The sequence below is a fragment of the Pseudomonas sp. LAIL14HWK12:I10 genome (assembly GCF_900184205.1).
Classification (GTDB): domain Bacteria; phylum Pseudomonadota; class Gammaproteobacteria; order Pseudomonadales; family Pseudomonadaceae; genus Aquipseudomonas; species Aquipseudomonas kermanshahensis.
Genome location: NZ_FXWU01000010.1, coordinates 1 through 23,070 on the forward strand (window position 1 = coordinate 1; position 23,070 = coordinate 23,070).

General features: G+C 63.0%; 19 protein-coding genes and 1 pseudogene. 10 read left to right on the plus strand and 10 right to left on the minus strand.

Annotation, left to right across the window (positions count from 1 at the left end; translation table 11 throughout):
* From QOS90_RS20925 to dacB, 4 genes and pseudogenes are all read left to right on the plus strand, one after another.
* The coding region (locus tag QOS90_RS20925) for an integrase core domain-containing protein (RefSeq protein WP_283600560.1) at window positions 1-241 on the plus strand (241 nt) is incomplete at its 5' end.
* Between the two features lie 19 nt (window positions 242-260).
* A pseudogene (locus tag QOS90_RS20930) lies at window positions 261-2,525 on the plus strand (ATP-binding protein); the annotation flags it as partial.
* 12 nt (window positions 2,526-2,537) lie between these two features.
* The gene (locus QOS90_RS20935; RefSeq protein ID WP_027596660.1) at window positions 2,538-2,882 is read left to right on the plus strand and encodes a YggL family protein; all 345 of its coding nucleotides are present in this window, start codon (window positions 2,538-2,540) and stop codon (window positions 2,880-2,882) included.
* A gap of 197 nt (window positions 2,883-3,079) precedes the next feature.
* On the plus strand, window positions 3,080-4,537 hold the full coding sequence (gene dacB / locus QOS90_RS20940) for a D-alanyl-D-alanine carboxypeptidase/D-alanyl-D-alanine endopeptidase (protein WP_027596661.1): 1,458 nt from the start codon (window positions 3,080-3,082) through the stop codon (window positions 4,535-4,537).
* A gap of 123 nt (window positions 4,538-4,660) precedes the next feature.
* On the opposite strand, the gene QOS90_RS20945 is transcribed toward dacB, so the two are convergent.
* Window positions 4,661-7,066 (minus strand): sensor domain-containing diguanylate cyclase, encoded by a 2,406-nt coding sequence (locus QOS90_RS20945; protein WP_085273657.1) that lies wholly within the window; start codon window positions 7,064-7,066, stop codon window positions 4,661-4,663.
* Between the two features lie 94 nt (window positions 7,067-7,160).
* The gene (gene rlmKL / locus QOS90_RS20950) at window positions 7,161-9,353 is read right to left on the minus strand and encodes a bifunctional 23S rRNA (guanine(2069)-N(7))-methyltransferase RlmK/23S rRNA (guanine(2445)-N(2))-methyltransferase RlmL (protein ID WP_085273658.1); all 2,193 of its coding nucleotides are present in this window, start codon (window positions 9,351-9,353) and stop codon (window positions 7,161-7,163) included.
* A gap of 561 nt (window positions 9,354-9,914) precedes the next feature.
* Here rlmKL and rmf point away from each other — a divergent pair.
* Entirely contained in the window at window positions 9,915-10,130 is a 216-nt protein-coding gene (gene rmf, locus QOS90_RS20955) for a ribosome modulation factor (RefSeq protein WP_003248687.1), read from the plus strand.
* A 96-nt stretch (window positions 10,131-10,226) separates the two neighbouring features.
* Here rmf and QOS90_RS20960 read toward each other — a convergent pair whose 3' ends face one another.
* Window positions 10,227-11,252 (minus strand): quinone-dependent dihydroorotate dehydrogenase, encoded by a 1,026-nt coding sequence (locus QOS90_RS20960; RefSeq protein WP_027596664.1) that lies wholly within the window; start codon window positions 11,250-11,252, stop codon window positions 10,227-10,229.
* 139 nt (window positions 11,253-11,391) lie between these two features.
* Between QOS90_RS20960 and QOS90_RS20965 the strand changes: the two genes are divergently transcribed.
* From QOS90_RS20965 to cobA, 5 genes are all read left to right on the plus strand, one after another.
* A complete protein-coding gene (locus QOS90_RS20965) occupies window positions 11,392-12,606 on the plus strand; it encodes a CmpA/NrtA family ABC transporter substrate-binding protein (protein WP_027596665.1) in 1,215 nt (404 codons plus the stop codon).
* An 11-nt stretch (window positions 12,607-12,617) separates the two neighbouring features.
* On the plus strand, window positions 12,618-13,193 hold the full coding sequence (locus QOS90_RS20970; protein WP_027596666.1) for an ANTAR domain-containing response regulator: 576 nt from the start codon (window positions 12,618-12,620) through the stop codon (window positions 13,191-13,193).
* A gap of 373 nt (window positions 13,194-13,566) precedes the next feature.
* Complete coding sequence (locus QOS90_RS20975; protein ID WP_027596667.1) at window positions 13,567-14,778, plus strand: nitrate/nitrite transporter; 1,212 nt, start codon at window positions 13,567-13,569, stop codon at window positions 14,776-14,778.
* Window positions 14,779-14,787: 9 nt separating this feature from the next.
* Window positions 14,788-16,458, plus strand: a complete 1,671-nt coding sequence (locus tag QOS90_RS20980; RefSeq protein ID WP_085273659.1) for a bifunctional protein-serine/threonine kinase/phosphatase — start codon at window positions 14,788-14,790, stop codon at window positions 16,456-16,458.
* Between the two features lie 26 nt (window positions 16,459-16,484).
* Window positions 16,485-17,228 carry a uroporphyrinogen-III C-methyltransferase gene (gene cobA, locus QOS90_RS20985; protein WP_085273660.1) on the plus strand — a complete coding sequence of 248 codons (744 nt, stop codon included), beginning with the start codon at window positions 16,485-16,487 and terminating at the stop codon, window positions 17,226-17,228.
* 107 nt (window positions 17,229-17,335) lie between these two features.
* On the opposite strand, the gene QOS90_RS20990 is transcribed toward cobA, so the two are convergent.
* From QOS90_RS20990 to QOS90_RS21020, 7 genes are all read right to left on the minus strand, one after another.
* On the minus strand, window positions 17,336-18,373 hold the full coding sequence (locus tag QOS90_RS20990) for an OmpA family protein (protein WP_027596670.1): 1,038 nt from the start codon (window positions 18,371-18,373) through the stop codon (window positions 17,336-17,338).
* Window positions 18,374-18,484: 111 nt separating this feature from the next.
* On the minus strand, window positions 18,485-19,051 hold the full coding sequence (sigX, locus tag QOS90_RS20995) for an RNA polymerase sigma factor SigX (protein ID WP_033694384.1): 567 nt from the start codon (window positions 19,049-19,051) through the stop codon (window positions 18,485-18,487).
* Window positions 19,052-19,164: 113 nt separating this feature from the next.
* Window positions 19,165-19,989, minus strand: a complete 825-nt coding sequence (locus QOS90_RS21000) for a mechanosensitive ion channel family protein (protein WP_027596672.1) — start codon at window positions 19,987-19,989, stop codon at window positions 19,165-19,167.
* 2 nt (window positions 19,990-19,991) lie between these two features.
* Window positions 19,992-20,255 carry a hypothetical protein gene (locus QOS90_RS21005; RefSeq protein ID WP_027596673.1) on the minus strand — a complete coding sequence of 88 codons (264 nt, stop codon included), beginning with the start codon at window positions 20,253-20,255 and terminating at the stop codon, window positions 19,992-19,994.
* 73 nt (window positions 20,256-20,328) lie between these two features.
* A complete protein-coding gene (gene cmaX, locus QOS90_RS21010) occupies window positions 20,329-21,324 on the minus strand; it encodes a divalent cation transporter CmaX (protein ID WP_027596674.1) in 996 nt (331 codons plus the stop codon).
* Window positions 21,325-21,351: 27 nt separating this feature from the next.
* Window positions 21,352-21,843, minus strand: coding sequence for a ribonuclease E activity regulator RraA (rraA, locus tag QOS90_RS21015; RefSeq protein WP_027596675.1), 492 nt, complete (start codon window positions 21,841-21,843; stop codon window positions 21,352-21,354).
* Window positions 21,844-22,057: 214 nt separating this feature from the next.
* Entirely contained in the window at window positions 22,058-23,050 is a 993-nt protein-coding gene (locus tag QOS90_RS21020) for an alpha/beta fold hydrolase (protein WP_371098745.1), read from the minus strand.
* Between the last annotated feature and the right edge of the window lie 20 nt (window positions 23,051-23,070).

The window sequence follows — 23,070 nt, forward strand, 5'->3', positions numbered from 1 at the left end:
CTACAACATCCACTTCACGCCCACCTCGGCATCCTGGCTGAATTTGGTTGAGAGGTTTTTCTCAACGCTGAGCGAGAAGTGGATCAAGCGGCAGGCACATGTCAGCGTTAAGGATCTGGAGGCGTCGATTGAGCACTACCTGGAAACCTACAACCAGAATCCGAAGCCATTTCGGTGGCACAAGAAGGCCGAGGACATCCTTGCCTCAGTCGCTCGCGCGGCACGAGCGCTGGGTAGATGATTTTCAGTGGTATTTCTGAAACACCACACTAGTCATACGCACCACGGTCGGCAGCGAGCCTGCCAGCTACGCCATGGCAGCCAGCGACCAGTCGCCGACGCTCGTTTCGATTCTGGACAAAGCGCTGTTGAGCATTTCGCCGGAAGAACTGGGGGTGATCAATAACCGCTGGCGTGGCTACAGCCTGCATGACGACAGCACCTGGCAGAAATTTCGCCGGCTTGCCTGGCAAGTGCTGCTGGGCACGGCGCTTCTGTTGCTGCTGGCACTGATCTGGAATGCCCGCCTGCGCCTGCAGATCAGGCAACGGCAAAGCGCCGAGCGGGCATTGAACGACCAGCTGGCGTTCATGCGCGCGCTGCTCAACGGCACCCCCCACCCCATGTATGTGCGTGACCGTGAGGGCTGCCTGCAAAGCTGCAACGACAGTTACCTGGAGGCTGTACAGGCCTGTAACGAGGAAGTCATGGGCAAGCACCTGGAAGAAAGCCTGTTCGCTGACCGCGAGCAGACCCGCCAGATCCACGCTGACTACCTGAAGGTCATGGCGGCAGGCACTCCGCTGATCATCGATCGCCCCTTGCGGGTCAAAGGCCGGGAAATGACCATCTACCACTGGATACTGCCGTACCGTGACTCGCTGGGCGAGGTACAAGGCATCATCGGCGGCTGGATCGATATCAGTGACCGCCGCCAGCTGGTGCTGGAACTGCGCCAGGCCAAGCAGCAAGCCGAGGATGCCAACCGTGCCAAGAGCACGTTCCTGGCCACCATCAGCCATGAAATTCGCACCCCGATGAACGCGGTCATCGGCATGCTGGAGCTGGCCGTCAAACGCGCCGACCAAGGGCGGGTGGACCGCTCCGCCCTGGAGCTGGCCTATCACTCGGCCAAGGACCTGCTGGGGCTGATTGGCGACATCCTCGACATCGTGCGCATCGAATCCGGGCACCTGTCACTGGCGCCAGAACCGGTCGACCTGGCGGCGCTGGTCGAGTCGGTGGGGCGCATCTTCGATGGCCAGGCACGGCAGAAAGGCCTGGCGCTGGAAGTGATCATCGAGCCATCGGCTCGCTGCCATGCATTGCTCGACCCGCTGCGCTTCAAGCAGGTCTTGTCCAACCTGGTCAACAACGCCATCAAGTTTACTGAACATGGCCAGGTGCGCATCTGCGTCTGTTTGCAGGACGAAGGCACGCCCTCCTCCCCGATGCTCGAACTGGAGGTGCGTGACAGCGGCATCGGCATTCACGCCGATGACCTGCAGCGCCTGTTCAACCCGTTCATTCAGGCCAACCCGCACAGCCCAGGCGCCCGTGCGGGGACCGGGCTTGGTCTGGCCATCTGCCGAACCCTCTGCGACATGATGGGCGGCACCTTGACGATCAAAAGCCTGGAGGATGTTGGCACCCAGGTTCGCCTTAAGATGCCTTTGCAAACCGTCAGCGCCGTGTCGGTCGGGCTGCCGGTTATCGAGAACCTCGACGTGCCCGATCCACGCTTGAATGTGCTGGTGATCGACGACCACCCCGCCAACCTGCAGTTGATGGCCCAGCAGCTGGGCTACCTGGGCCTTGGCCATACGTGCGCCAGGGATGGCCGCGAAGGCCTGAGCAGCTGGCGTGCCGGCACCTTCGATGTGCTGGTGCTCGACTGCAACATGCCGCACATGAACGGCTATCAGCTGGCCAGTGCGATACGTGCTGAAGAACGGCAACGCGGGCGACCGCGCTGCACCATCCTCGGCTATACCGCCAACGCGCAACCCGAGGTCATGCGCAAGTGCCTGGATGCCGGCATGGATGACTGCCTGCTCAAACCCATCAGCCTGAGTACCCTCAGCCAGCGCCTGGCCGGCCTCAAGCCGCAGAGCCGGCAGCCGTGGCGACGCAAACCCTTTGACTTGAATGGCCTGGGCGCGATCGTCGGGCCGGACCCAAAGGACCGCGAGCGTTTTCTCACGGCGCTGCACCAGAGCCTGCGCACCGACCTGATGATCTTGATGGACCTGCCCTCCGACGACGCCGCCGCCGTTGCCGACCAGGCGCACAAGATTCTCAGTGCCGCGCGCCTGCTGGAAGCCACGCAGCTGATGGCGGCGTGCGAAGCGCTGGAAAACATGGGTTTAACAACTCTGCAACGGCAGCTAAGGCGTCAGGCGCTGGCACGGCACATGCGCCGCGTGGAAATGGCCTTGGCTGGAGAGCTTGCAGGTACCGACGAACGTCAATCAGGAAGGCAGCCAAACGCCGAAGCTGGTAGACTGCGCGGCGATATTACCTAAGAGGATTGTTTCATGGCCACTAACCGCTCCCGTCGCCTGCGCAAAAAGCTGTGTGTCGACGAGTTTCAGGAATTGGGCTTCGAGCTGAACCTGGACTTCAAGGAAGATCTGGATGACCAGGCAATCGATGCATTCCTCGATGCCTTCCTGGAAGAAGCCATGGACGCCAATGGCCTCGACTACGTAGGCGGTGACGATTTCGGCCTGGTGTGCTCGGCCAAACGCGGTTCGGTCAGCGAAGAACAACGCGCTGCCGTCGAAGCCTGGCTCAAAGGCCGTGGCGAACTGACCAAGATCGAAGTCAGCCCACTGCTCGACGCCTGGTATCCGGACAAGCCGATCAACGCGGCTGAGTGATACCTGTGCGGCACCCAGCGGCTTGAACGCTGAAAAGGCCACCCTTTGCGGTGGCCTTTTTTGTGGGTGGCGTTTTCCGTCGAACGTGGCCCATCGTGGCTACGCTTGGGGCATAATGCGCGTTCTATTACGTTCTGGGGCCATCATCTCTTACAGCCCCAATGTCCTTTTCCCTCGCCGCAGGGTATTTACTGAATATGATCAAAACGCTCCGTCCCCTCGTTCTCGCCGGCCTGCTGCTGCCCTTCGCCTTGCCCAGCCAGGCCGCCGCCGTCAATACCAGCCTGCCGCCCAAGGTGCAGCAGGCGCTGAAAGCCAACAAACTGCAGGACACCGCACTGTCGCTGGTGATGCTGCCGCTGGATGGGCCTGGCGCGGCGACGGTGTTCAATGCCGATGTGTCGGTAAACCCGGCCTCGACCATGAAACTGGTCACCACCTACGCGGCCCTGGAACTGCTCGGCCCGACCTTCCAGTGGAAAACCGAGTTCTACACCGACGGCACCCTGAGCAACGGTGTGCTCAACGGCAACCTCTACCTCAAAGGTGGCGGCGACCCCAAACTGAACATGGAAAAACTCTGGCTGCTGATGCGTGACCTGCGCGCCAACGGCGTGCGCACCATCACCGGTGACCTGGTGCTGGACCGTAGCCACTTCGTACAGCCTAACCTGCCGCAGTTCAACGATGACGGCGGTGACGTCAACAAGCCCTTCCTGGTCAAACCCGACTCGCTGCTGGTCAACCTCAAGGCACTGCGCTTCGTTGCCCGCAACGATGGCGGCAAGGTGACGATCGCGGTCGAACCGCCGATTGCCAACATCCGCATCGACAACCAGGTCAAAGCCGTGGCGTCCAAGCAGTGCACCGGTGATGTGCGCTACAACCCTGTGCAACAGGCCGATGGTGTCAGCGTGGTGGTCAGCGGCCAGCTGGGTGATGGCTGCAACTCGCAGACCTACCTGTCGCTGCTCGATCACCCGGCCTATGCCGCCGGTGCCGTGCGGGCGATCTGGAACGAACTGGGTGGCAGCATTCAGGGCAGCGATCGCGTCGAGAATGTCCCCAAAAGCGCACGCCTGCTGGCACGGGCCTTCTCGCCTGACCTGGTGGAAGTGATCCGCGACATCAACAAATACAGCAACAACACCATGGCCCAGCAACTGTTCCTTAGCCTGGGCGCGCAGTTCCGTACCGATGCCGATGGCGATGACGCCCGCGCGGCGCAACGTGTAGTGCGCCAGTGGTTGGCGAAAAAGGGCATCACCGCGCCACACCTGGTGATGGAAAACGGCTCCGGCTTGTCGCGCGCCGAGCGCGTCAGCACCCGCGAGATGGCGGCGCTGCTCCAGGCCGCCTGGAAGAGCCCCTACTCCGCCGAGTTCATCAGTTCCATGCCGCTGGTGGGCATGGACGGCACCATGCGCAAGCGCCTGAAACGCACGGCAATGACCGGTGAAGGCCATATCAAGACCGGCACGTTGAACACCGTGCGCGCCATCGCGGGCTTCAGTCGTGATAGCAATGGGCATACCTGGGCAGTGGCGGCGATTTTGAACGACCCGAAACCGTGGGGGGCATCGCAGGTGCTGGACCAGGTGCTGCTAGACCTGTATCGCCAACCGAAGCTGGGTGCTAGCGCTGCGGCCAACTGAGGGTAGGAGCGGCCTTGCGTCGCGAAAGGGCTGCGCAGCGGCCCCCTGATTTCAGTGTTAACGCATAAAGTGCGGGGCCGCGTTGCGGCCCTTTCGCGACGCAAGGCCGCTCCTACACGAGGCTCAGGTCAACTCCGCTTCGACCCGGTCCCGTCCTGCCTGCTTGGCCGCATACACCCCGGCATCCGCCCGCAACAACAACGCGTCAGCCCCCTCCCCTGGCCGCCAGCCCGCCACACCAAAGCTCGCCGTGACCTCGCCCACCCCCTCGATCGGGACGTTGCGCACGCTTTGCCACAGCTCAAGCGCCAGCAACCGCGCCTGCTCGGCATCACTGCCCGGGCACAGCACCATGAACTCTTCCCCTCCCAACCGGCAAAACACGTCGGTTCGCCGTAGGCGATGGCCGATGCGCTGGCACAGGCTGCGCAGCACCAGGTCGCCCACCGCATGGCCGAACTGGTCGTTGATGCGCTTGAAGTGATCGATATCGAGCATGATCACCGCCAGCGCCAGCCCATCGCGCTGGGCGCGGTCCAGCTCGGCCTTGAGCCGCTCCTGGAAATAGCGCCGGTTATGGATACCGGTCAGTGAATCGGTCACCGACAGGGCACGCAACTCCTCCTCCACCCCCTTGAGGTCGGAGATGTCGGTCAGGTAGCCATGCCACAAGGTACATCCCGCCTCACCCACCTCCGGGGTCGCCTCGCCACGCACCCAGCGCAACCCCGCCCGCGGCAAGCACACCCGGTATTCTTCGCGCCACGGCGTAAGGTGGTCGGCGGAATAGCCCACCGAACGGCGCACGCGCTCCAGGTCATCGGGATGAATGCGCTCGAACACCACCGTGGCATCCTCACGCAACTGCTGCAGGTCGACCTCATAAATGTCGTAAAGGCCTTTGCTGGCATACGGGAAACAGGAATGACCATTGGCATCCAGGCGGTACTGGTAGATGCCGCCCGGCACTTCGGCACTGAGTTTTTCCAGCAGCCGGTCACGCGCGGCCAGCGCCTCGTGCACCCGGCGCCGCTCGGTGACGTCAATGCAGATGGCCAGGTAGCCAACCCACAGCCCTTGTTCATCGAGCATGGCGGTAACCAGCATGTTGGCCACAAGGTGATTGCCATCGGTGCGTACCAAGGTCCACTCGCCAGGCTCTTCACCCCTTTCCTGCACCGTTTCGGCAAACATGGCCTGGCCGCCGGCGATGTGGCGCCCGTAGCGTAGGCTCAAGGCGTGGGCGCGCTGGCTGAGCTCGTCGGGCAACACCAGGTCCTCGAGGCGCAAATGGCCGATCGCCTCGTTGGCCGAATAGCCGAGCATGCGCTCGGCACCGGCATTGAAGGTGCTGACCACCCCCTTGAGGTTGGTGGCGATGATCGCCACCTGGGTCGCTGCATCCAGCACGCTGCGCAGCTGGTTATGGGTGCCGCGCAAGGACTGCTCGCTGACCCGCAGCTCGGCCGTGCGCTGCTCGACCAGGGTCAAGGCGCGCTGGCGCTGGCTAAACAGGTTGTAGAGCAAGGCACTGAGCAGCACGCTCAACAGCCCACCCAACAGGCCGACGGTCAGTGCAGCCGAAGAATGATTGGCCTTCAGAAAAGCTTGGCTAGGCCGAATGAACAACTGGAAAGGGTGATCGGCCAAGTACAACAACTGGCTGCTGGCCAGGGCCAGGGGCGCGGCCTCATTTCGTGAGTCGAACACCACTTCAGGTCCTTTCAGCCCGGACGGGTCTTCGATACGCACGACCAGGTTGTCATCGGCCGCCGCCGGCAGGCCATCGCTGATGAGATCGCGCAGGTTGAGCAACGCCATCACATAGCCCACCGCCGCGCCTTGGGGGGCGGCGTCGGAGAACACCGGTGCCACCATCAACAGGCCGCGTGCATCCGCTGCTGGCCGAACAGCGCCAGTCTCCAATAGGGCCAGAGGTTCCGACACCGCCATGCTGCCAGGTTCCAACGCACGCGCCAGGGTGGCCTGCCGCGCACCTTTGCCAGCCAGGTCAAGCCCGTAAGGAAGCGCAGGCGCGTCTGTCGACTGGGTGAAGCGCACAGGAAAGTAGTGATCACGCAGGGGCGCCGGTTGCCAAGCGCCCTGCGCATCCTGATCGCGGATCACATAGTCCTGGCCCAACCAGGTAGCGGTGCTGTGCTCGAATTCGGCGCGCTGCGCGGCCTCGACCCGCGGCGCCCAAGCGTAAGCCAGGGTGCGGCGCAACAAGGGCCGTGCATAGCCCTCGAATTCGCGGGGGGTAACCTCGTTGGAGAAACTGAAGAAACGCCGCAGCCCGTCCAGGCGCTGCTGCTGATCGTCAAAGCGCTCAGCGATGCGGCTGAAGCGCTCGCTGGCCAGCAACTCGAAGCGCTGGCGCAACTGCTGCTTGTAGAACGCCTGCGCGGCAAGGGCCAGGACGGCTGACAACAGGCAGCCAGCCACCAATGCCACCAGCGCCACCGCCCACGCGGACACGCCTTCGGTGCACAGGCCAAGCAACCTCGCACGCACGCCAAACTTGGACATACACCCATCTCGTCACGTCAGCGTCCTGCGGATTATCTTGCCCTGGCATCAGTTATAGCTATTGGCCACTAGCTGCGCAATGTACCTCGTCGCCTCAACGCAATTGCAGGCGCCACGCCCGGTGGATACGGTTGTTGCGGGCGAAGTCCGGGTCCAGGGTCTGGGCGCTGATTTCCTCCACCGCATAACGTGCCATCAGGTGTTCATCGAGCTGGAACTTGCGGAAGTTGTTGGAGAAATACAGCACGCCACCCGGCGCCAGGCGCGCCATCGCCAGGTCGAGCAGCTGCACATGGTCACGCTGAACGTCGAACACCCCTTCCATACGCTTGGAGTTGGAGAAGGTCGGCGGGTCGATGAAAATCAAGTCATAGCTGTCCCGGTTGGCTTCCAGCCAGGCCATCACATCGCCCTGCTCCAGGCGGTTACGCTCAGAGAAGCCGTTGAGCGCAAGGTTGCGCCGCGCCCAGTCCAGGTAGGTTTTCGACAGGTCGACGCTGGTGGTGCTGCGAGCACCGCCCTTGGCCGCATGCACGGTGGCCGTGGCGGTGTAGCAGAACAGGTTGAGGAAGTGCTTGCCGGCGGCCTCGCGCTGGATGCGCATGCGCATCGGGCGATGGTCGAGGAACAAGCCGGTGTCGAGGTAGTCAGTGAGGTTGACCAGCAGCTTGACGCCGCCTTCATTGACTTCCTGGAAGCGCCCCTCAGTGGCTTGGCGCTCGTACTGGCGGGTGCCGCTCTGCCGCTCACGGCGTTTGAGCACCACGCGCTGAGGGGAAATACCCAACGCCTGCGGGATCGCCGCCAGTGCATCAAGCAGGCGCGCCTGGGCCTTTTCCGGGTCGATCGAGCGGGGCGCGGCGTACTCCTGCACGTGCACCCAGTCGTGGTAAAGGTCGACTGCCAGGGCGTACTCGGGCATGTCGGCATCGTACAGGCGGTAGCAGTCGACCTGCTCGCGACGGGCCCACTTGCCCAGTTGCTTGAGGTTCTTCTGCAGGCGGTTGGCGAACATCTGCGCGCCTTCCGACAAACGCGCCGGTTCGCTGGCCTGCGGCTCCTGACGACGGGCATCGGTGGGTTCAGCCTGGGCGTCACGGCGCTCGCCGGTCACGAACTGGTCAGGCTGCACCTTGAACAACAGCAGCTTGCACGGCAATGCCCCGTTCCAGAAGGCGTATTGCTTGTGGCTGCGAATGCCCATGCGCTTGCCCAACTCCGGTGCCCCGGTGAACACCGCGGCTTCCCAGCCCATGCACGCCTGGCGCAGACGCTCGCCAAGGTTCTGGTAGAGGTACAACAGGCTGGCTTCGTCACCCAGACGCTCGCCGTATGGCGGGTTGCTGATCACCAGGCCTTTCTGGTTCTGGTCAGGCCGCGGCTCGAAGGTGCTGACCTCGCCCTGGTAGATCTTGACCCAGTCGCTCAGGCCCGCGCGCTCGACGTTGTTGCGCCCCGGCTGGATCAGCCGCGGGTCGGCCTCGTAGCCACGGATCCACAGCGGTGGCTTGGCCAAACCGGCCTGCGCACGCGCTTGCGCCTCGTCGTGAACCTTGCGCCACAGTGCCGGCACATGGCCAAGCCAGGCACTGAAGCCCCAGCGTTCGCGCTTGAGGTTAGGGGCGATGTCGGCGGCGATCATGGCGGCTTCGACCAGGAAGGTACCCACACCGCACATCGGGTCGGCCAGGGCGCCGCCTTCGGCAGCGATGCGTGGCCAGCCGGCGCGGATCAGCACGGCTGCCGCGAGGTTTTCCTTGAGCGGCGCAGCGCCTTGCTGCAGGCGATAGCCGCGCTGGTGCAGGCTGTGGCCGGACAGGTCGAGCGAGAGAATCGCCTCGCCACGGTCCAGACGCAGGTGCACGCGCACATCCGGGTCGATCTTTTCCACCGACGGGCGCAGGCCTTCGCGGTTGCGCAGCTTGTCGACGATGGCGTCCTTGACCTTGAGCGCACCGAAGTGGGTGTTGTCGATGCCCGAGCCATGGCCACTGAATTCCACCGCAAGGGTGCCGTCGGCCGCCAGGTGGTCTGCCCAGTCAACCGCGTTGACGCCGTCGTAGAGGTCGTCGGCGTTCTTCATGTTGAAGCGCTTGAGAACCAGCAACACCCGGTTCGCCAGGCGCGACCACAGGCACAGGCGGTAGGCGGTTTCCATGTCGGCGGCGCCGCGAATGGCCGAGGTGTGCTCACGCACTTCATCGAGGCCGAGGCCCTTGGCCTCTTCAGCGAGCAGGCCTTCCAGGCCTTTGGGGCAGGTGAGGTAAATTTCGAAACGGTCCGACATGAGTATTCCAGAGCCTTGGGCTATTTGACTGACGAGGCGACGCATCGCCCCGCGATGTTTGCCCGAACACCCTTCCAGCAGGCATCCGAGTGGCCATTGCCTGCGCGCAAGTGCGCAGCGCAACAACCGGGCCGCCTGACCGACCAGCACTTCACCAGGGGCAAAGACAGCTTAGATCATCAGGCAGTATTAAAAATTCGAGCGATGCAGGGGCCGATGTGACCCTTCGTCGCATTTCAAAATAATTCTGTCATCGCGCAGCGACGCTGGCGAAATGACGTCAATGATCGGCAAACCCCGATCATTGCGGGCTCAGCGACAAATAAGGTTGAGTCGCATTTATTTACTTATCCCTTCACCCTTAGAAACGTTACGTCCTTATGACAAATCGATCATTCACACTGTGACGCGCATTCGTTAGAACTGGTCTCAGGCCGCTTCGCAACGAGGCGGCACCTTCCGCTCGCCACGCCGGCAGCGAGCGCAAACCGGCAGAAAGACTCTGCCCGGCCTCGGAGAGGCCGACGGGACATTACAGTCAACAAGTGAGGGCAACACCCTATGAGAAGACTTAAGCGTGATCCGTTGGAAAGAGCATATTCACGTGGCTACCAATACGGGGTCACCGGCAAATCCCGCGAACTTTGCCCTTTCAATCTTCCTTCTGTTCGCCAAGCCTGGATCAACGGCTGGCGCGAAGGTCGCGGTGATAACTGGGACGGCATGACTGGCACCGCTGGCATCCATAGACTCAACGAAAATCACGCCGTTGGCTGATCGAGGACACTGAATTCGATTTACCAAGCACGCCCCATCCGGGCGGCGGGCTTCGGCCCAGGGGCCCCTTGATGGGGCCCTTTTTATGCCCGCGATTTATGCGCGTGGCAGAGCGGCAATCGCATCGACCGATTCGCGAATCAGCGCCGGCCCCTTATAAATGAAGCCCGAGTAAATCTGTACCAGGCTGGCACCCGCAGCGATTTTCTCGGCGGCGTGGCGCCCCTCGGTAATGCCACCCGCCGCAATGATCGGCAGCTTGCCGCCCAGCTCACCGGCCAACACCTTCACCGTGTGGGTGCTCTTCTCAAGCACCGGCGCCCCCGACAGACCACCGGCTTCGCCGCCATAAGGCAAGTGCTCGACGCCTTCGCGGCTCAGGGTGGTGTTGGTAGCGATCACCGCATCCATGCCCGATTCCATCAGCGCAGCAGCCACCAGTGCGGTTTCTTCGTCGCTCATGTCAGGGGCAATCTTGATCGCCAACGGCACGCGCTTGCCGTGCGTGACTGCCAACTGCTCACGGCGCTCGGCCAAGGCATCGAGCAACTGCTTCAGCGAGTCACCAAACTGCAGGCTGCGCAGGCCCGGTGTGTTCGGCGAGCTGACATTGACGGTGATGTAGGTGGCTTCGGTGTAGACCTTGTCCAGGCAGATCAGGTAGTCATCGACCGCCCGCTCGACCGGGGTGTCGAAGTTCTTGCCGATGTTGATGCCCAGTACGCCGTTGTAGCGCGATGCCCGCACGCGTTCGAGCAGGTGATCGACACCCAGGTTGTTGAAGCCCATGCGGTTGATGATCGCCGTTGCCTCTGGCAGACGGAAAATCCGCGGCTTCGGGTTGCCGGGTTGCGGGCGCGGTGTGACGGTACCGATCTCGACGAAGCCGAAGCCCAGTTGGGCGAAGCCGTCGATTGCCGCGCCGTTCTTGTCCAGGCCAGCGGCGAGGCCCACCGGGTTGGCAAAGTTCAAGCCCATGACCGACACCGGCAACGCCGCCGGCTGTTTGCACAGCATGCCGTTGAGGCCGAGACGGCCACCGGCACCGATCAGGTCCAGGGACAGGTCGTGGGAGGTTTCCGGGGAAAGCTTGAACAGCAGCTGGCGGGCCAGGGTATACATGGGCGGGCAAGGCTCGGGGTGAATGAGGGGGCGATTATAGCCAGCGCACGGCTGGCATGACAGTAAATCCTCGGGCCGCTTGGCACATGCGTTGCTTCGCTTACCACACACTGCCTTTTCAGTACGGGCGAGGATCCTTGTGAACACAGCACCCCGAGCAACGCCCCTGGCCTGGGTCAACGGCAGCGACGCACCGGAAAAAACCAGCCTGAACATTGGCTTCATGGCCCTGACCGACTGCGCCTCGGTGGTGGTCGCCGCCACCCAGGGCTTTGCCCAGCAACACGGCCTGACCCTCAACCTCAAGCGCCAGGGCTCTTGGGCGGGCCTGCGCGACAAACTGGTCAGCGGCGAGCTGGATGCTGCGCACTGCCTGTATGGCCTGGCCTATGCCGTGCACCTGGGCATTGGCGGTGTGCCCGCCAGCGACATGGCTGTGCTCATGGGGCTGAACCAGAATGCCCAGGCCATCAACCTGTCCCCGGCTCTGCAACGCAAGGGCGTGACCAGCCCTGAGGCACTGGCGCGCCTGGTGCACCAGCAGGGTGCACGCCTGACCTTTGCCCAGACCTTCCCCACCGGCACCCACGCCATGTGGTTGTACTACTGGCTGGCGAGCCAGGGCATCCACCCGCTGCGCGATGTCGACAGCGTGGTGGTGCCGCCCGCGCAGATGGCCGCGCATATCCAGGCTGGCCGCATCGACGGGTTTTGTGCAGGCGAACCTTGGGCGGCGGATGCCGTCGCCAAGGGCCAGGGCTTTACCCTGGCAACCAGCCAGTCGATCTGGCCAGACCACCCGGAAAAGGTGCTCGCTTGCGCCCGCGCCTTCGCCGAGCAGTACCCCAACAGCGCCCGCGCCCTGATCAAGGCGATCCTCGCAGCCAGCCGCTTCATCGAGCAAAGCCCCGAGAACCGCCGCAGCACCGCGCAGTTGCTCAGCGGCAGTGCTTACCTGGACACGCCGACGAGCACTATCGAGCCCCGCCTGCTGGGTGACTACCAAGACGGGCTGGGCAACCAGTGGCAAGACCCCCACGCTTTGCGCCTGTTCGACCAGGGCCGGGCCAACCTGCCGTATTTGTCCGACGGCATGTGGTTCATGACCCAGTTCCGCCGCTGGGGACTATTGCGAGACGACCCCGACTACCTCGGCGTGGCCAGCCAGGTTCAGCAACTGGCGCTTTACCACGAAGCGGCAGACGCCCTAGGCATAGCGTGCCTTGAGCATCCGATGCGAAGCAGCCTGCTGATCGACGGCACCCGCTGGGACGGCAGCGACCCCTACGGCTATGCCCGCAGCTTCAGCCTGCACGCCTTGGGCGACACACCCGAAGCCCGCGTTGGCCTGTGAGGGGGATGAACATGCTGCGTATCCTGCTGATCGACGACACTCAAAACAAACTGGGCCGGCTCAAGGCCGCCTTGAGCGAGGCCGGTTTCGACGTGATCGAAGCCCCTGGTCTGACCATCGATTTGCCCGCCTGCGTCGAAACGGTGCATCCGGACGTCGTGTTGATCGATACCGACTCACCGGACCGCGACGTGATGGAACACGTGGTACTGGTCAGCCGCGACCGACCGCGGCCTATCGTGCTGTTTACCGACGAGCACGACCCCGGCGTGATGCGCCAGGCAATCCAGGCGGGGGTCAGCGCCTATATCGTCGAGGGCATCCATGCTGCGCGTTTGCAGCCGATTCTGGATGTGGCCATGGCCCGCTTCGAGAGCGACCAGGCCCTCAGGGCGCAGTTGCTGGCGCGTGACCAGCAACTGGCCGAACGCAAGCGGATCGAACAGGCCAAGGGCCTGCTGATGAAGATGAAAGACTGCAACGAAGAGCAGGCCTACACCCTGATGCGCCGCCAGGCCATGAGCCGCCAGCAGAAGCTGATCCAGGTGGCCGAGCAGATCATCGCCATGCACGAGATGCTGGGCTGAGAAGGCATAGCCCTTTGGGCTGTGCTATCGCGCGAGAACAAAGATCGTAAGCGAGCCTCCAAACCTGTGGGAGCCGGCTTGCCGGCGATGCAGGCGCCACGGTGTATGGCACCGGCTTTGCCGGTGATCGCCGGCAAGCCGGCTCCCACATGGCCCTGCTAAATGAATCAGTTATGTGTTGTTCAATGACAGCAGGGTCACCCGCGAAGCGGCCGCAGCAATGTTGGCCCATCTCTTGCTGAACAAACATCACCGGTAGCCAACGGCGGTTGCCCCACTTAAATCCCGACAAAGACGTCGCTCACCCTTCCACAGCCGTGGACCGGGTAGCGGCGTCTTTTTCGTTCCGTTGCTTTGCCGAGTGAGGTGTTCAATGAGTACCAGCTTCTGGAAATCCGGGCATGTGCCCACGCTGTTCGCCGCGTTCCTGTATTTCGACTTGAGCTTCATGGTCTGGTACCTGCTCGGCCCGCTGGCGGTGCAAATCGCTGCCGACCTGCAGTTGAGTGCACAGCAACGGGGCCTGATGGTGGCCACGCCGATCCTGGCCGGCGCAATACTGCGCTTTGCGATGGGGCTGCTGGTTGACCGCCTTTCGCCCAAGACCGCCGGCCTGATCGGCCAGGTGATCGTCATCGTCGCCCTGGCTGGCGCTTGGTACCTGGGCGTGCACAGTTATGAGCAGGCCTTGCTGCTAGGGGTGTTCCTGGGCTTTGCCGGCGCCTCGTTCGCGGTTTCGCTGCCGCTGGCCTCGCAGTGGTACCCGCCGCAGCACCAAGGCAAGGCCATGGGCATCGCCGGGGCCGGCAACTCCGGCACGGTGTTCGCCGCTTTGTTGGCACCCGCCTTGGCTGCAGGCTTTGGCTGGAACAACGTGTTCGGCTTCGCCCTGATCCCGCTGTCACTGACCCTGGTGGTGTTCGCGCTGCTGGCGCGCAATGCGCCCGAGCGGCCCAAGCGCAAAGCCATGGCCGACTACCTCAAGGCCCTCGGTGACCGCGACAGCTGGTGGTTCATGTTCTTCTACAGCGTTACCTTCGGCGGCTTTATCGGCCTGGCCAGTGCCCTGCCCGGCTACTTCAGCGACCAGTATGGCCTGAGCCCGGTTACCGCCGGCTACTACACAGCCGCCTGCGTGTTTGCCGGTAGCCTGATGCGCCCGCTCGGCGGCGCTCTGGCCGATCGCTTTGGCGGCATTCGCACCCTGTTGGGCATGTACAGCGTGGCCGCCATCTGCATCGCGGCCGTAGGCTTCAACTTGCCCAGCGCGGCGGCGGCGCTGGCGCTGTTCGTCAGCGCCATGCTCGGCCTGGGCGCTGGCAATGGCGCGGTGTTCCAGTTGGTGCCACAACGTTTCCGCCAGGAAATCGGGGTAATGACCGGGCTGATCGGCATGGCCGGTGGCATCGGCGGCTTCCTGCTGGCCGCGGGCCTTGGCACCATCAAGCAACACACCGGCGACTATCAATTGGGGCTGTGGCTGTTCGCCAGCCTGGGCTTGCTGGCCTGGTTCGGCCTGCATGGCGTCAAGCAGCGCTGGCGCACCACTTGGGGCTCGGCTGCCGTGACCGCGGCGCGGGTCTGAGGCGCCCCCATGAGCCTGCAACTGAGCTTTGCCCACGCCAGCGCCACCGGCCCCCGCGCGGAAAACCAGGATGCCCTGCGCCTGGTCACCCCGGCGCCGGAGCTGGCCGCCAGCAAGGGCTACCTGTTCGCCCTCGCCGACGGTGTCAACCAATGCGCCGATGGCGGCCTGGCCGCACGGGCCAGCCTGCAGGCGCTGGCACTGGACTACTACGCCACCCCCGCCACCTGGAGCGTGGCACAGGCGCTGGACCGCCTGTTGCTGGCGCAGAACCGCTGGCTGCGCGCCCAGGGCAGCGGCCAGCCGCTGCTGACCACCCTCAGCGCACTGGTGCTGCGCGGTCGGCGCTTTACCCTGGCGCATGTCGGCGACTGCCGCGTCTACCGCTGGCACCACGGCCGCCTGCAGTGCCTGAGCGAAGACCACGTGTGGGATCAACCGGGCATGCAGCATGTGCTCAAACGCGCACTAGGGCTGGACCAGCACCTGTTGGTCGATTACCTGGAAGGCGAACTGCAGGCAGGCGAGTGCTTCGTGCTCTTGAGCGATGGGGTCTGGGCCAGCCTGGGTGACCAGCACATCCAGTCGGTCTTGCGCGAGCAGCCCGACCTGCAACAGGCGGCCGACACCCTGGTTGCCAGCGCCCACCTCAATGGCAGCCAGGACAACGCCAGCGCCTTGTTGGTGCAGGTTGAACAACTGGGGCCGACCAACCTGGGCGATACCTTGGCACAGCTGCAGCAGTGGCCTGTGCCCGGCCCCCTTCGCGAAGGCCAGGTGATCGATGGCTGGCAGATCGAGACGCTGCTCTCGCACAGCCGCCAATCCCTGCTGTACCGGGCACGCGACGGCCACGGCCACGCATGGCTGCTCAAGACCCTGCCCGCTGCCCGCGAACAGGAGCCCGGGGCGGCGCAAGGGCTGCTGATGGAAGAGTGGTTCCTGCGCAGGGTGGCCGGGCGGCACTTCCCAGAACTGCACGTCGCCAGCCAGCGCCAGCACCTGTACTACGTGATGCGCGAATACCCCGGCCAAAGCCTTTCGGCGCTGCTCAACGAGCACGGGCCGCTGCCGCTGGCGCAGTGGCTGGAAATGGCCCGTCAACTGCTGCAAGCCGTCGGCGTGCTGCATCGGCGCAACTTGCTGCACCGCGACATCAAACCAGAAAACCTTCACCTGGGCGCCGATGGCCAACTGCGCCTGCTGGACTTCGGTTTGGCCTACTGCCCTGGCCTGTCCGAAGACCCGCAGCACGAGCTGCCCGGCACGCCCTCCTTCATCGCCCCGGAAGCCTTCGAAGGCCAGCCCCCCAACCCGCGGCAAGACCTCTATGCCGCCGGCGTGACGCTCTACCAGCTGCTGACCGGGCACTACCCCTATGGCGAAGTGGAGCCGTTCCAGCGGCCACGCTTCGGCCAGCCGGTCAATGCCTCGCGCTATCGCCCTGACCTGCCGGAATGGTTGCAGCACAACCTGCTGCAAGCGGTGGCGGCCGACCCGGCGCACCGCTTTGAAACCGCTGAACACTGGTTGCTGCTGCTCGAACGCGGCGACCGCCAGGATGCACCCAATCGCCCCCGGCCTTTGCTGGAGCGCGAACCGCTGAAAGTCTGGCGCACCCTGGCCCTGCTGTCCCTGCTGTGTAACCTGATACTGCTGCTCACCCTGCTCAAGGGCTGAGCCGCCTTGCCGATGAGGAAACGTTGATGAATGCAAAAGTCTGGCTGGTCGGTGCTGGCCCTGGCGACCCCGAACTGCTGACCCTCAAGGCCGTGCGTGCATTACAGCACGCCCAGGTGGTGATGATCGACGACCTGGTGAACCCCGCCGTGCTGGAGCATTGCCCACAGGCACGGGTGATTGCCGTAGGCAAGCGCGGTGGCTGCCGCTCCACGCCGCAGGCCTTCATCCAGCGCCTGATGTTGCGCCATGCGCGCCAGGGGCGCTGCGTGGTACGGCTCAAAGGCGGCGACCCGTGCATCTTCGGCCGGGGTGGCGAAGAAGCCGCCTGGCTGCAAGGCCATGGCATCGAGGTCGAGCTGGTCAACGGCATCACAGCAGGCTTGGCGGGGGCGACGCAATGCGGCATATCACTGACGTCTCGCGGGGTGAGCCGCGGTGTGACGCTGGTAACCGCACATACCCAGGATGACAGCGACCTGAACTGGGCGGCGCTGGCGCAGGGTGGTACGACGCTGGTGGTGTACATGGGTGTAGCGCGGCTGGAGCAGATTCGCCAAGGGCTGCTGCACGGTGGCATGGCGCCCCATACGCCGGTGGCGATGATCGAGAATGCGTCATTGCCGCAGCAGCGTGAGTGCCGCAGTGATGTGCAGGGGATGGTTGACGATGCGCGGGCATTCGGGCTCTGCAGCCCAGCAATTCTGGTGATTGGCGAGGTGGTTGGGGTTGCTCAGGCACAGCTGATGGAATGGTCAGCCGCTGGCTAGCGGCGTGTTGCTTGTGCTGGCCTCTTCGCTGGCAAGCCAGCACCCATGAAATCGCAGGCAAAGAAAAACCCGGCCGAGGCCGGGTTTTTCATGAAGCATCGAACCAATTACTTGGCTTGGGCTTCTACTTGCGCTTCAACGCGACGGTTAACAGCGCGACCTTCTTCGGTGGCGTTGTCAGCAACCGGACGGGTCTCACCGTAGCCAACCGAGTCAACACGGCTCGATTCTACGCCGTACTGCTGGGTCAGGACTTGCTTAACAGCGTTGGCACGACGCTCGGACAGCTTCTGGTTGTAAGCGTCTGGACCTACGGAGTCAGTGTGACCTTCAACCACGGTGGTGGTTTGTGGGTACTGCTTCATGAAGTCAGCCAGGTTCTTGATGTCGCCGTAGCTGTTTGGCTTGACGACCGACTTGTCGAAGTCGAACTTGACGTCCAGCTCAACACGAACGACTTCGGCAACAGCCGGGCAGCCGTCGGCGTCAACGGTAACGTTGGCCGGGGTGTCTGGGCACTTGTCGACGTTGTCGCACACGCCGTCGTTGTCGCTGTCGGAGCAGACTTCAGCTACTGGAGCCGGAGCTGGAGCAACTTTGCCACCGCTGCCACCGAAGTTCAGACCAACACCAACGGATGGGCCCCACTCGGTGTTGCCGTTGTCGATGTTGTACATGGCTTCAACGCCAGCACGGGCGAAGAACATGTCGGTGATGTACCACTTGGCACCAGCGCCAACGTTGGCGAAGGTGGAGTGGTCGCGGCCGCTACGGGTAGCTTGGCCCAGGCTCTCGTGAGCGAAACCAGCGGAAACGTACGGACGCAGAGCATCGCCTACGGTACCGAAGTGGTAGGTAGCGTCGAGCTTGGCTTTCGAACCTTTGATGTCTTTGTTGAAGACTTCACCACGAGCGTTGTGAGTCTCGTTGTAGCCCAGGTCCAGGGAGACGTCGTCGGTCAGGAAGTAACCGAGGCGAACACCAGGATTGGTGCCGTCGTTCTTGAAGTTACGCTCGCTGTCGTAGTACTGCTTGGTAACGTTACCTTCGATTTCGACTGCGCCTTGGCCTTGAGCCAGAACGCCGAACGAAGTAGCGGCTACGAGCGAGCCAATGGCCAAGCCCAAGGTGTTTTTCAATTTCATCCGTTAAATCCCCATCTGGTGATAGTTAAGCAGTCCCACCAACAACAAGGGGGACAACTCGACGGCTAGTCTAGCAGAACTCGCCGATTCGTTAGAGATTATTGCACGCGCTTAAGTTTCATCCAGCCCGTGAAATTTCTCTCGAAGCTTGTCTAGCGCGCGCTTGTAACGCATTTTCGTCGCGCTCAGGCCCATGTGCATGATATCTGCGATTTCCTGAAATTCCAGCTCCGCGACAAATCGCAGCACCAGGATTTCCCGATCGATCGGGTTCACATGCACGAGCCATTTGTCCAGCCCGCCTTTTTCTTCGGGTTTGGGTGCCTTGTCTTCGGACGCCTCTTCAATAGGGTCCAGACTCAAGGCATCCATCAACCGACGTTTGCGTCGCTCCTTGCGGTACTGGGTAATGCACTCGTTGTAGGTGATGCTGTAGAGCCAGGTTTTGAACTTCGATTTACCTTCGAAGTTCTTCAGCCCGTACAGCACTTTCAGCATCACTTCCTGACAGACATCGTCGGCATCCCGGTCGTTCCCCAAATAACGTGCACAGACGTTGAACAGGGTCCGCTGGTAGCGCCGCATGAGCTCCTCATAGGCGCGGGTAACGTGGTACAGCTCCTCATGCGAACGCGCCACCAACTCTTCGTCGGTGAGCTCGCGGGGGTCATAACGCATGGGCGGCGAATGAACTTTATTCAAAACGGATCTGGCCGACAGTCAGGTCAATGTCGCCGCTCGACCCCGTGGGGTCGATTTCGCGGCGGCATACATTAACAGCTTTTGTGCGGTTAGCGGCTATTGACACGCTGCTCAAGCAACACGCGGTTAGACAGCGACACCAGTTCGCCATCATCGGTCAACAGCGTCGTCTTCACCGTGCCGATTTCCTCGATATGCCCTTCGACCTCTCCAATCCGCACCTGCTGGCCGACTTGGTACAGCTCGCGCACGTAGATGCCGGCCAGAATTTGCCCAGCGATTTCGCGGCTGCCGAGGCCCATGGCCAAGGCAACGGCCAGACCAACGGTAATCAGCCCGATGACGATCACGTGGTTCAGCAGGTCGGTCTTGACCTCGAGCTGGCTGATGGCCACCGAGATGCTGATGATGATCACCAGGCCTTGGGTAATACGCCCAATACCGGCGGAATACTCAAGGCCAATGCCTTCGGCTGCACCGCGCACCAGGCCATTAGCCACCTGCGCCAGCAGCACGCCGGCCAGCAGCACCAGCGCCGCGCCGAACACTTTAGGCAGGTACAGGGCAAGCATGTCGAGGGTCGCCGAAACCCGCTCAAGGCCCAGCGATTCAGCGGCCGAGACGAGGAAGATCAGCAACACGAACCAGTAGACGATCTTGCCGATCAGGGTCGATATCGGCACCTGGATGCCACCCCGGCTCAACATCTTGGTCAGCCCGGTACCGGCCATCAGGCGGTCCAGGCCAAGCTTGGCAAGCAATTTGGAGAGCAGCGCATCGAGCAGCTTGGCCACTACGAAACCGAGCAGCACCACCACCAGCGCGCCGAACAGGTTAGGGATGAAGTTCGCCACCTTGGTCCAAAGGGCCGTCATGGCAGTGACCAGGCTTTGGGTCCAGAGATCCAGTTCCATATTCAATCGGCCTTATCTGCTTTGCTGCCGCTGGCAGCGTTGCGGGTAGAGTTTCTACGCACGGGCGCAACATGCGCCGAGCCATTGTTGACGGCAATCAGCAGCGCCTGGCTCCAACGGCCAAGCAGGCTGAACAGATCACCCGCACCGACCTGGCGGTTGGCGGTTTTCAGCACACGACCCAAGCAGGCGGCGTCATCTCGGTCCTGGCCGGACGGTGACGCCTTGAGCAGGTCGCGCAGGGATTCTTCAAACGGATCGTGCATGGGCACCTCGCGCAGTATCAGCAAGAGACGAGATGGCACAGCGATGGGTCACACAGTGCAGGTCAATAGCCATTCACACCCACCGCAACCGCCGGAACAGCCACCACTGCCCCACTGCCAAACCCAGCACCAACAGACTGGCGAACAAGAAGCCATACGGGCTGTTCGACCCCGGAATACCGCCGACGTTGATGCCGAGCAGCCCGGTGACGAAGCTCATGGGCAGGAAAATACAGGTGATGATGCCGAAGCGGTACATGGTCCGGTTCATCCGCTCGCTGCGGCGCCGGTCCTCGCTCTCAAGCACCAGCGCGGCCCGCTCGCGGGTCAGCTCAAGCTCTTCGAGGTAGCGGATCAGGCTGTTGTTCAACTCGTTCCAGTAGTCGGCGTCGGCATCGGCGAACCAGCTCCACTTGCTGCGTGACAGCTGGGCGTAGATTTCACGCTGCGGCGCCAGAAAACGCCGCAGGCCAGCGGCCCGACGGCGGATCTGCTGCAGGCTGCCCTGCTCTGGAGTGTACCGTTCGTCGGATTCGACCTTTTCTTCTTCGAGATCAACCAATTCGGACAGGTCGCTGACCAGGCCCTGGACCTTTTCGGTCAGCAGTTCTCCCATCAACAGCAACAACTCGGAAGCCGACTTCGGCCCCCTGCCCTCGCTGAGCAACTGCAGAATCTCGTCGCTGGCCCGCAGCGGCCGCAGGCGTAGCGAGATGACCCGCTGCGCCTCGGCGAAAATGCGCACCGAAACCATGTCTTCAGGCTCGGCGCCCGGGTTGAGGTTGACCCCGCGCAAAAACAGCAACAACTGTTCATCCACCAGCGGCAGCAAGCGCGGCCGGGTGTTTTCTTCCAGCAGCAAATCGCAGGCAAACTCGCTCAGGCCGCTGTCGCGCAGCAGCCAGGTACGGGTTTGCGGGTGGCTGCGGTCCCAGTGCAGCCAGAGGCTTTCCTGGGGGTGCAGTTGCAGGTCGTCCAGTTCGGTACGGGCAATCGAGCGCGCGCCGCCTTTGCCATCGAGCACCAGGGCATGCACCAGCCCCCACTGCGCGTTGTCTTCCTCGAACATCAAAGCTCCATCAGCGCGTGCGGCGCATCACTCCGGCATTTTCAGCGGGCTTGGCGAAACCAGCACGCCATTGTTGTCGGCATATACGTATTCACCCGAGCGGAAGGTCACGCCGGCGAAGGTCACCGGCACGTCGAGCTCGCCGATGCCGCGCTTGTTGCTCTTTTTCGGGTGGCTGGCCAGGGCCTGCACGCCGACGTCGGTCTGGATCAGGATGTCCACGTCGCGTACGCAGCCGTAGATCACCAAACCTTCCCAGCCATTTTTGGCAGCTTTCTCGGCCAGCATGTCGCCCAGCAGCGCACAGCGCAGCGAACCGCCGCCGTCGACCACCAGCACCTTGCCCTTGCCGTCGAGTTCGACCTGCTCCTTGACCAGCGAGTTGTCTTCGAAGCATTTGAGGGTGACGATTTGGCCGCCGAACGAATCGCGGCCGCCGAAGTTGCTGAACATGGGTTCGAGCACCTGGACCAGGTCTGGGTAGGCGTCGCAGAGGTCGGGCGTTACGTAATGCTGCATGGGAAGCTCCTGTCAGTCACAACGAAAGCGGGTGTGGGCCAAGGCTACACCGGAGAGGCTGTCGCAGTCATCCAGGACTGAGTGGTCAGCTTGTGCCTGTACCGGCCCTTTCGCGGGCAAGCCCGCTCCTACAGGAATACCACTGGCCTAGGAGCTGCAGTGATCCTGTGGGAGCGGGCTTGCCCGCGAAAGGGCCAGTAAAGGCCGCACAGAATCAGCTGGCCAACACAGGCTCCGCCATCACAATCGAAGCATGCACGGGCACCAAGGGGTCCCTCAACCAGCGCTCCACTAACGGCCAGACCTGAGCCTGGGCTGCCTTGCTGACCAGCATGTCGACATGCCCGAACGCCTCGAAGCCTTCCTCGCGCCCCAGCCGCAGAAACTGCTTGCGCGCCCCGCCCAACTGCTCGAACAGCTTGCGGCAAGCCCATACAGGGTCCTGGAAGTCGCCCGCGCCGGCCACGGCCAGCACCGGCACATCGACCCGTGCAAGCCCGGCCCACCAGTCATTGTCCTTGTCGCCAAAGCGCCCGAACAGGCCATGCCAGCGCATGCTTTCGAGGGCCAGGCCGATCGGCTCGTCCTCGGGGCCACGCTTTAAGCGCTGCCCCGGAATCTGCCGCCAGCGCTTGAGCAAAAACTTCGCCCCCCACACCACCGGCGGCACTTTCAAGGGCCAGTACACGCGGCTGACCTGGGTGCCGAAGAACGCCGCGCTGGCAACTTGCTCAGGCGGCAAATACCCGCCACCCAGTGCGGCGGCCAGGGTGGTACCGCCCAGGGAATGGCCAACCCAGTGCGGCGCCTGGCCGGCCTGCTCCTGAACGAATGCAGCAACCAAGGGCAAGTCATCGCGGGCATAGTCGGCGACACGGTTGTGCTGCCACTGGCGATTGCGCGGCGACAGGCCATGGCCACGCATTTCTGGGATCCACACATCAAAACCTGCGCGGGCGAGAAACGCGCCCAGGCCGATGCCTTTGGGCGAATACCAGAAACGGCGGTTGGAGAAACTGCCGTGCAAGAGAATGACCGGTACGCCCTGGGCGCCTGGCTGGTCGGCCAACCCAAGGCGGGTCACGGCCAGCTCGACGCTCGGGTCGGGGCTGTTGCCAGCCTTGATCCGGTACACGTCCTCGCTCAAGTCGCCTCGGCGCTCTGCGCTGAGCAAGGCCACGGGAAATAAAGTGCTGCTGCTATGCATAAGGTTGCTTGGTGCACAAA

Coding starts and splice junctions, on each gene's coding strand:
- QOS90_RS20935 (WP_027596660.1), top strand. CDS start 2,538: ATGGCCACTAACCGCTCCCGTCGCCTGCGCAAAAAGCTGTGTGTCGAC.
- dacB (WP_027596661.1), top strand. CDS start 3,080: ATGATCAAAACGCTCCGTCCCCTCGTTCTCGCCGGCCTGCTGCTGCCC.
- QOS90_RS20945 (WP_085273657.1), bottom strand. CDS start 7,066: ATGTCCAAGTTTGGCGTGCGTGCGAGGTTGCTTGGCCTGTGCACCGAA.
- rlmKL (WP_085273658.1), bottom strand. CDS start 9,353: ATGTCGGACCGTTTCGAAATTTACCTCACCTGCCCCAAAGGCCTGGAA.
- rmf (WP_003248687.1), top strand. CDS start 9,915: ATGAGAAGACTTAAGCGTGATCCGTTGGAAAGAGCATATTCACGTGGC.
- QOS90_RS20960 (WP_027596664.1), bottom strand. CDS start 11,252: ATGTATACCCTGGCCCGCCAGCTGCTGTTCAAGCTTTCCCCGGAAACC.
- QOS90_RS20970 (WP_027596666.1), top strand. CDS start 12,618: ATGCTGCGTATCCTGCTGATCGACGACACTCAAAACAAACTGGGCCGG.
- QOS90_RS20975 (WP_027596667.1), top strand. CDS start 13,567: ATGAGTACCAGCTTCTGGAAATCCGGGCATGTGCCCACGCTGTTCGCC.
- QOS90_RS20980 (WP_085273659.1), top strand. CDS start 14,788: ATGAGCCTGCAACTGAGCTTTGCCCACGCCAGCGCCACCGGCCCCCGC.
- cobA (WP_085273660.1), top strand. CDS start 16,485: ATGAATGCAAAAGTCTGGCTGGTCGGTGCTGGCCCTGGCGACCCCGAA.
- QOS90_RS20990 (WP_027596670.1), bottom strand. CDS start 18,373: ATGAAATTGAAAAACACCTTGGGCTTGGCCATTGGCTCGCTCGTAGCC.
- sigX (WP_033694384.1), bottom strand. CDS start 19,051: ATGCGTTATGACCCCCGCGAGCTCACCGACGAAGAGTTGGTGGCGCGT.
- QOS90_RS21000 (WP_027596672.1), bottom strand. CDS start 19,989: ATGGAACTGGATCTCTGGACCCAAAGCCTGGTCACTGCCATGACGGCC.
- QOS90_RS21005 (WP_027596673.1), bottom strand. CDS start 20,255: ATGCACGATCCGTTTGAAGAATCCCTGCGCGACCTGCTCAAGGCGTCA.
- cmaX (WP_027596674.1), bottom strand. CDS start 21,324: ATGTTCGAGGAAGACAACGCGCAGTGGGGGCTGGTGCATGCCCTGGTG.
- rraA (WP_027596675.1), bottom strand. CDS start 21,843: ATGCAGCATTACGTAACGCCCGACCTCTGCGACGCCTACCCAGACCTG.
- QOS90_RS21020 (WP_371098745.1), bottom strand. CDS start 23,050: ATGCATAGCAGCAGCACTTTATTTCCCGTGGCCTTGCTCAGCGCAGAG.